The organism is Cognataquiflexum nitidum (assembly GCF_022538055.1).
Lineage (GTDB): Bacteria > Bacteroidota > Bacteroidia > Cytophagales > Cyclobacteriaceae > Cognataquiflexum > Cognataquiflexum nitidum.
The window spans coordinates 1-6,163 of record NZ_JAKZAM010000062.1 but is presented as its reverse complement, the minus strand read 5'-3'; the positions used below and the strand labels follow the sequence as shown (position 1 = coordinate 6,163).

The 6,163-nt window shown below is 36.6% G+C and carries 13 protein-coding genes; all 13 read right to left on the bottom strand.

Annotated features, from left to right (window positions below; translation table 11 throughout):
• Window positions 1-446: 446 nt before the first annotated feature.
• Entirely contained in the window at window positions 447-839 is a 393-nt protein-coding gene (locus MMU07_RS21410) for a putative toxin-antitoxin system toxin component, PIN family (protein ID WP_418884529.1), read from the bottom strand.
• 4 nt (window positions 840-843) lie between these two features.
• Window positions 844-1,059: a hypothetical protein gene (locus MMU07_RS21405; RefSeq protein WP_241128654.1), complete on the bottom strand. Its 216-nt coding sequence runs from the start codon at window positions 1,057-1,059 to the stop codon at window positions 844-846.
• Between the two features lie 84 nt (window positions 1,060-1,143).
• Window positions 1,144-1,308 carry a hypothetical protein gene (locus MMU07_RS21400; protein ID WP_241128653.1) on the bottom strand — a complete coding sequence of 55 codons (165 nt, stop codon included), beginning with the start codon at window positions 1,306-1,308 and terminating at the stop codon, window positions 1,144-1,146.
• Window positions 1,309-1,393: 85 nt separating this feature from the next.
• Window positions 1,394-1,678 (bottom strand): addiction module antidote protein, encoded by a 285-nt coding sequence (locus MMU07_RS21395; RefSeq protein WP_241128652.1) that lies wholly within the window; start codon window positions 1,676-1,678, stop codon window positions 1,394-1,396.
• Window positions 1,679-1,846: 168 nt separating this feature from the next.
• Window positions 1,847-2,365, bottom strand: a complete 519-nt coding sequence (locus MMU07_RS21390; protein ID WP_241128651.1) for a helix-turn-helix domain-containing protein — start codon at window positions 2,363-2,365, stop codon at window positions 1,847-1,849.
• Complete coding sequence (locus tag MMU07_RS21385; protein WP_241128650.1) at window positions 2,362-2,598, bottom strand: DUF4160 domain-containing protein; 237 nt, start codon at window positions 2,596-2,598, stop codon at window positions 2,362-2,364. Before MMU07_RS21385 ends, MMU07_RS21390 begins: the two co-directional genes overlap by 4 nt.
• An 87-nt stretch (window positions 2,599-2,685) precedes the next feature.
• Complete coding sequence (locus tag MMU07_RS21380) at window positions 2,686-3,717, bottom strand: HipA domain-containing protein (RefSeq protein ID WP_241128649.1); 1,032 nt, start codon at window positions 3,715-3,717, stop codon at window positions 2,686-2,688.
• Window positions 3,714-4,043: a HipA N-terminal domain-containing protein gene (locus MMU07_RS21375; protein ID WP_241128648.1), complete on the bottom strand. Its 330-nt coding sequence runs from the start codon at window positions 4,041-4,043 to the stop codon at window positions 3,714-3,716. Before MMU07_RS21375 ends, MMU07_RS21380 begins: the two co-directional genes overlap by 4 nt.
• A gap of 4 nt (window positions 4,044-4,047) precedes the next feature.
• Window positions 4,048-4,257, bottom strand: coding sequence for a helix-turn-helix domain-containing protein (locus MMU07_RS21370; protein WP_241128647.1), 210 nt, complete (start codon window positions 4,255-4,257; stop codon window positions 4,048-4,050).
• Between the two features lie 136 nt (window positions 4,258-4,393).
• Window positions 4,394-4,588: a type II toxin-antitoxin system RelE/ParE family toxin gene (locus MMU07_RS21365; RefSeq protein WP_241128646.1), complete on the bottom strand. Its 195-nt coding sequence runs from the start codon at window positions 4,586-4,588 to the stop codon at window positions 4,394-4,396.
• Between the two features lie 102 nt (window positions 4,589-4,690).
• The gene (locus MMU07_RS21360) at window positions 4,691-4,933 is read right to left on the bottom strand and encodes a hypothetical protein (protein ID WP_241128645.1); all 243 of its coding nucleotides are present in this window, start codon (window positions 4,931-4,933) and stop codon (window positions 4,691-4,693) included.
• An 86-nt stretch (window positions 4,934-5,019) separates the two neighbouring features.
• Window positions 5,020-5,868, bottom strand: a complete 849-nt coding sequence (locus MMU07_RS21355; RefSeq protein WP_241128644.1) for a hypothetical protein — start codon at window positions 5,866-5,868, stop codon at window positions 5,020-5,022.
• Window positions 5,869-5,955: 87 nt separating this feature from the next.
• Window positions 5,956-6,163, bottom strand: a 208-nt coding sequence (locus MMU07_RS21350) for a hypothetical protein (RefSeq protein ID WP_241128643.1), incomplete at its 5' end; no start/stop codon positions are given.

The window sequence follows — 6,163 nt, the reverse complement described above, 5'->3', positions numbered from 1 at the left end:
ACACAGGCTAAACCCAAAAGCAGTTACCAATTAAAAAACTTGAATTCCGGTTAATTAAATAGAACCTGAGTAGTTACATTTTATTTTACGTTTAGAAACTTTTTTTAGGTTTAATTTTTGTTGCAATAAAAAGAAAGATTGGGTATAAAAAAATACCCAGTATAGGGTATTTTCATTTAATTGGTTCTACATAAAATTGGTGGATTTAGGGCTTTTATCGATAAGCAATTGTTTTTTCACCAAATTCTAGATGAAAATTTACTTTTGCGCCAAAGGTGTCAAACACTTTCAAGATGGTTTCAAATAATGCGTTTTTGACAAGTTTTCGATTTCAGGTAGAAATCGGGTTTACCTGAATTTTCACTCCAATTGCCTTTAATACTTTCATGATGGTAGCAAATTGAGGTTATGATCCCTCTGATAAGGCTTTGTTCAAGTTATGTCTGTTATATCAGGTCAATAAATTCGGTCCATGTAACTATTTTGGTATTTTCGATTTTACCCAAAACCAATAAATCCGAATCACCGGTTATTAGATAATCTGCTTTGCCATCTATGGCAAGGCTAAGCAAAAAATTGTCTTCTGCATCTCTACAAACATTCAACTGGGACACCACCTCAATTATTTCACCGAATTTATGTACTTGATTTAATAGCTTTTCGACATCTGATTTTTTAAAAAACTTAATAAATTTTTGCCTTTTTGCAACATCTAAAAATTCTTCAATAAGTTCAATTGGAAGAATAAGTCTGATCGATCCTGAATCTAAAAGTAGTTCCAACTCCGGTAGGAGCTTTGAAATTAAAAAGCTGATCCACAAGTTGGTATCCAAAATCACCCTTTTACTTTTCAAATCGGGCTTTCCGGACTGCTTCTACTTCAGCGTTTATTTCTTCCATACTTGGGGCTGAATCTGCATTTTTCCGAAAGTTCTTCAGCAAAGCCGCCAAATCAGAATTTTTGTTATCCTTTCTAATTCTTATCAATTCTAAATTTTCCAAGTCTTTCAAAAGAGCTTTTGCTTTTGGGTTAAGTATGTCGATTGTTATGGTTTCCATCTTGCTTGCTTTATCGCCTTGAAGGATCATATCAACATACCTTCATTTTCATAGGCATTTTTCTTATTATCGATAATCACACCCCTATTTATTTTTTGGTGTTTTATCACTTTTTGATTTTTCTTCAAAATAGGCAACAATTTCCTCAGGGCTTAAATCCGTTATGTCCTTTGAAATTCGATTTCTTTGTTCCCGCATGAATTTTACAGCGTCGAAAGTCTTTTCCTTGTTTTCTTCTTTGGTCTTCATATGTCAAAATTTGAATAGAAGGAATGAAATCAACCTGATTGTTTGATTGTTCACCTTCTAAAATAAGAATTTCTATTCAAATTTTTCAGCTTGAAATAGGATTAACCTGAATTTGTCCGCCAATAGCCTTTAATACTTTCATGATGGTAGCAAATTGAGGTTTTGATCCCTCAGACAAAGCTTTGTACAAACTTGGTCTGCTTAATCCTGTTTCCTCAGAAATTTTGGTCATTCCTATCGCCTTGGCAATATGCCCGATTGCAATGATTATGTCATTGTTATCCCCTTCTTCCAATACAGTATTAAGATACTCAGCTATCATTTCTTTGCTGTCCAAGTAGTCTGCTATGTCAAATTTTGAAGTTTCCATTTCCCAGTTAAAACAACTATTTATTCAATGTTTATGTAATGATGTCAGTAAAATGAAAGTTCAATTTAATTCTTGGCATGAGGCTGAAATGCCGGGAATTTCCGACTTCGGTCTTCTGTCCTACTTGTACAAAAATTGAGGTTACCGGCAAAAAAGAGAATAACCACTTTATTTTATAGAAATCTCAATCTTTTTCCCTAATCCTGCCTCAATTATTTTTTTCAACGTACCTAATTCGATATCTGACCTTTCATTTTCAATCCTCGAAATATAGGTTCTTGTGGTTCCACTTTTTAAAGCTAATTCCTGTTGGGTCAATCCGGATTTCAAACGGTTTTCCTTAATCATTTTCCCGATTTTCATCAGGATTTCGGATTTCTCAGGTTTGCTGTACCGGAACAATACATCGGCACCAATTTCGAAAGGGACTCGCTTTTTTTCTCCATCTCTCATGGTGATATATTGATCGATATTTTCCCAAGACAAAGTATGGTCCAGCAATTCAACTTTAGATAATTCTTCAGGTTCCAAAAGAATTTTTGCAGGAGAATTTACCAGGTTCAAATTTTTCAAAAGGCCATAAATATCAATTATCCTTGATTCCCCATTGTTAAAGACTACGGAAATTGAAGTGTCCTTAATCCAATTGATCTTAATTATCCTCGGTATTTTTAAATTCTTTCTCATTTTAATTCAGGGTTTAGTTCATAAAATAATTCGACAAGCCAATCTGAATTTCCCGCAACCCAATCCAAAACCTGTTTTAATTGTTTTATCGGCAAATCTCCGGCATAAATTTTTCCGGTTTCAATGACCACAAGAACTTCATATTCCCCATATGTGGCATGCACATGAGGCGGGCGATGATCGCCATTGTATACATAGAACTTGATCCCATTGAAACTTTCAATTCTTGGCATTGTCAGTTTTTATTCAAATGTATCTAATTAGATACATATATTCGAAAAAAATCATTTGTTTTTGTGTCATCATTTTTACTTTTTTCTTCAAACCAATCCAGAAAACGAATTATTCAACATTTTCAACCGATCGGAATAAAGGCTGAAGTATTGGTCTTTTGCAGGTTGGGTGAGAAATGAATTTTGGATGAAGGTGAAGATTTGGTCATTTGGCTTCCTGTATTTTTCTAGGGCGGTTTGGACCCGGTTTGCGCGCATACCGATCTTTATGCCAAACTCATAAAAGTCATCATAGGCATAGAATCCCAATGCTTTGAAGCTTTCGGTTTCATAGTCATCATCAAACAATCCGTCCTCCAAGGCAAAAAAACTATCGAAAGAAATATGCAGGCTGGTGTTGATCAGGTCATAAGCCGGACTCAAAACATAATCCCCGCTTGGAGTCTGTTGAAGTGAAAAGTTCTTCAGGTGGGCATCCCCGTTGCAAAACAGGTAGTTGAAGACAACCTGTTCAAAATATTTTTCAATTTCTACCGCATAAGCCGCTACGTATTTTTTCATAGACTTGGCGATGGTTTCATAGCTTCCGGAGTTGCGGTAACTTTCACCGTCTTTTTCCTTTGAACGGCCTGAAATGGAAGCGAAATCTTCTTGAGCGATTTTTGAACCATCCTTGTAGTAATCAAATCTTTTGGTGATGTAAGCGGGTTCTCCATTTTGAAAAAACACGAGTGCACATTCCGCTGTTCGGATCCCAAATACCTGCTTGGCAATCTGCATGGTCAGGTGTTCATTTGCCGGTAGTTCATCTTCTTTTGCAAAAGGTGGTCTGATTGGAATGGGTTTTAGGATGAATTGGCCGCGTTCTCTAGGTTCGGTAAGCCTGAGTTTCAGTTGGTCGAGGACAAGGGATTGTTTGAATTGTGCGCCGCTGATGGAGATGGATTTGCTGTTTTGCCGCATTTTCTCAGCTACTTCTTCATCCAATCTTGGGGCATTAAATTCCAATATATGGCTAACTTTTTTCCGGTTGAAAAGCAAACGCAATCCTGCCGGGCTGTAGGTATCAAATCCTTCTGCCAAGGTACAGGGACAATATTTTAGGTCTTGGAGGTTCATTCCTTCTCTATCAATTGGACCGTCACGGCACCGATAGTGTCGCTTGCAGCCGTTGCTCCTATAAGCTGTAGGACGTCTCTTTCGTCGATTTTCAAATAACGCTGTTGGATGGCGAGATTGGTGCCTTCCGCCAACATGTTACTAAAGAAAGGAAAGAGGAATTCGCTGTGGTATTCCTGTTGGGTTTTTGGCAAAGTCATGCTGATGGCAGGTTTGGAACTGTCAGTGAAATATCCGTCCTCATACCGAAACACAAAATGCTGACGGTTCTCTTCCCTGAGAATTCCCGCCAATATCCCGTTGCGATATACCGCTGCTTTTCTCATTCAATCAATATTTTTTGACGACCTCTAGTTTAATTTCCATTCCCATTACTTCAGAAAGCTTGTTTATCACTTCCAATGAGGGATTACTTTGCCCACGTTCAAGTTTATAAAGAGTGTTGAGGCTTATTCCAGCAAGTTCAGCCAAATGTGGTTGGGTGATGCCCAACTCTTTTCTTCTTGATTTGATGGTTTCCCCTAACTGTACAGACAACATTATAATGTGATTTTTTATGCAAAGTAATAGGATGAAATCAAATAATCAAGATAAATAGCAGTATAATGTGATTTTTTGTGAGAAAGTAAAAAATATAAAGATGATTACATTCATTATCACAGTATAATGTGATTTATTATGTATTTTCTTTTAAAACTTCCAATAATTTTTTCGGGTCTTGTCTGTTGTCCCAAAATGCAGTGATGATAATTTGATCGGCAGAAACTTTGTAGAAAATGCTAAAGTTACCCAAAGTTGCTACTCTTATATCCTTAAAATCTGATGACTTATATATGAAAGGCGATGCAGCAATTTCTTTGGTTTTTTTCATCAACCAATGTCAGTAGTTTCTTTGAATATGAATTTGATTTATTTCTTTTCACCCAATATTCTAGAACCCCAACAAATTGAACATCTGCTGTTCTCGCCCAAATTACAATTCTTTTAGCCATTCAAGATTTCGTTTGACCATTGCCTCATGTGAAATCAATCTGCCATTTTCAATATCTCCTTCACTCATTTGTAGCATTTCCTTTTGTTCTTTAGTTAATGAAACAATTTCCGATTGTGAGGTACTTGAAGAAATCAATTTGTCAAGAGCTTCAAGAAAGTCTTTGTCATTGATGGAAAGGATTTTATCTATCAATCCATTCCTGATTTTATCAACTGTTGCCATTTGTTTATTTTTTTATTTTCTAATATCCGAATTTAAATCCAGACGTTCGAATCATCAATAGGATAATGAATTGAAAATTTAATTTCCTAATCTTTTTCCCAATTCGAAGCCCCTTCCCCCAACCAAATCAATCCAATGAAATATCCGATAATCGGTGAAATCCCATAACCCATCACCATCACGGGAAAGTTTCCAAACAGGGTAGCCAACAAAATCAGGGAGAAATAGCAACCCAAACTGTAAGCCATTGTCCTGTTTTCTTTGCTAGCCAATACAAAAAACGGAAGGGGTAACAACACTAAAGAAAACACTGAACAGATGCCAAAAACCCCGCTGATTTTCCAGGCTAGGGATAGGATATCCTCCACGTAACTGACAGCAGGCAAACTGTCCAAATTGTACCAAGCAAAAACCGAAGCACCAATAGCGGCGATCAAAATCAAGCCTTTGGTGATGTTGGAGCTATTTTTCCTGATTAGTAACATAACTGCAGCTGCTGAAAAAGCGGTTACCAATGAAGCATCGGGTTGAAAAAGTAAAATCAAAACTGTAAGTAAAGAAACCAAAAGGGCCATGATTTTATTTTCCATTTTATGAATCTGGATCAAAATCAAGGGACTTACGATCAAACCAATATTGACCTTAAAGGTCCCAATACTGACCCATCTGTGGACATCCTGGTAGCCATCATCAAAAAAAGTCCGCAATAGCAAGACGATCGTTACCAAGAGAATCGAGTAGGGGTTTACCTTTTTGAAAACCGGTCTAAATCTGAAAAATACCCATTGCAAAGCGATGCCCATCATGCCGAAACCAAGATTTATCATCCAAAGAATTCGTGGAACTTCAGAAAATGCCATGGTGTAGGTTCCAAGCAAGAGTGCCGGTAAGATTGCAAGAAATATGAATGAACGGGATTTTATACTCAGGCTCATTAGTAGTTCAAAATTTTGACTAGTATTGGATTATTTCGAAAACAAAAAAACGAGCTGCGTTTGGTTGAATCAAAATCTCCAACCATATTAATTTCCTTTCTGTCTATGTACTTTTTCAAGGATTTGCTTCAATATTTCCTTAGCAATCTTTGAAAATCCTATGTTTGAGATATTTTTATTTTTTCTTTGTGTCTTTGCGAATTGCGGGCTTTTCTTTTTATGTGTATCCGCTTCACTGCACGTAAGGATGAAGAGCTGCAATAACCATCCGTTCAAACAGCTTTTCACCAAAATA

What these genes read in the sequence shown, in the direction of transcription:
- MMU07_RS21360 (WP_241128645.1), bottom strand. Translation starts at nt 4,933, where the DNA reads ATGGCAACAGTTGATAAAATCAGGAATGGATTGATAGATAAAATCCTT.
- MMU07_RS21370 (WP_241128647.1), bottom strand. Translation starts at nt 4,257, where the DNA reads ATGTTGTCTGTACAGTTAGGGGAAACCATCAAATCAAGAAGAAAAGAG.
- MMU07_RS21365 (WP_241128646.1), bottom strand. Translation starts at nt 4,588, where the DNA reads ATGAAAAAAACCAAAGAAATTGCTGCATCGCCTTTCATATATAAGTCA.
- MMU07_RS21395 (WP_241128652.1), bottom strand. Translation starts at nt 1,678, where the DNA reads ATGGAAACTTCAAAATTTGACATAGCAGACTACTTGGACAGCAAAGAA.
- MMU07_RS21375 (WP_241128648.1), bottom strand. Translation starts at nt 4,043, where the DNA reads ATGAGAAAAGCAGCGGTATATCGCAACGGGATATTGGCGGGAATTCTC.
- MMU07_RS21390 (WP_241128651.1), bottom strand. Translation starts at nt 2,365, where the DNA reads ATGAGAAAGAATTTAAAAATACCGAGGATAATTAAGATCAATTGGATT.
- MMU07_RS21385 (WP_241128650.1), bottom strand. Translation starts at nt 2,598, where the DNA reads ATGCCAAGAATTGAAAGTTTCAATGGGATCAAGTTCTATGTATACAAT.
- MMU07_RS21355 (WP_241128644.1), bottom strand. Translation starts at nt 5,868, where the DNA reads ATGAGCCTGAGTATAAAATCCCGTTCATTCATATTTCTTGCAATCTTA.
- MMU07_RS21380 (WP_241128649.1), bottom strand. Translation starts at nt 3,717, where the DNA reads ATGAACCTCCAAGACCTAAAATATTGTCCCTGTACCTTGGCAGAAGGA.
- MMU07_RS21405 (WP_241128654.1), bottom strand. Translation starts at nt 1,059, where the DNA reads ATGGAAACCATAACAATCGACATACTTAACCCAAAAGCAAAAGCTCTT.
- MMU07_RS21400 (WP_241128653.1), bottom strand. Translation starts at nt 1,308, where the DNA reads ATGAAGACCAAAGAAGAAAACAAGGAAAAGACTTTCGACGCTGTAAAA.